We start from the raw sequence: 442 nt of genomic DNA on the forward strand, positions 1-442 counted from the left end.
GCCTTCCTTGTCACACCAATTCGCTTGAGCCGAACGATCAGCGGAAATGATCGCCGTCAGGATTTATGCGATATCATGCATTCACTTTCCGGAATGTTGCCAATCCCCTTTGTCTCAATCGAGAGATCAGGGCGAGGGAAGCTTCCGACAACGACAAAACCGGCCTTCTCACAAGCCGCGACACATCGCGTGACATTAAGTGGAGGATTCTTGCTTCGTCCGGACATGCTGACGCCATACGTGCCGCTTGAGCACGAGGCATCCTTGCCGTCTGTGTCCCGGTGTAGGTAAACGACATCAAAAGTTTCGCCAACGATGCAGCCGGCGGGGCCGAATAGTGCTGCTGTCAGAACGGCATATCGACCGAAGATCACAATGGCTCCGTAAATACCGCTCAAGGCGAAACTAGGCCTGCACCGCCTTGCCCTGGATGGCCCTGCCC

Annotated in this window: 1 protein-coding gene; it reads right to left on the reverse strand. The window is 55.2% G+C overall.

The genetic code is table 11. From position 1 onward, the window contains the following. Window positions 1-56: 56 nt before the first annotated feature. A partial coding sequence (locus tag EOA24_RS42705; protein ID WP_210213674.1) for a hypothetical protein occupies window positions 57-442 on the reverse strand: 386 nt, incomplete at its 5' end.

This window comes from Mesorhizobium sp. M2A.F.Ca.ET.039.01.1.1 (assembly GCF_003998035.1).
GTDB lineage: Bacteria > Pseudomonadota > Alphaproteobacteria > Rhizobiales > Rhizobiaceae > Mesorhizobium.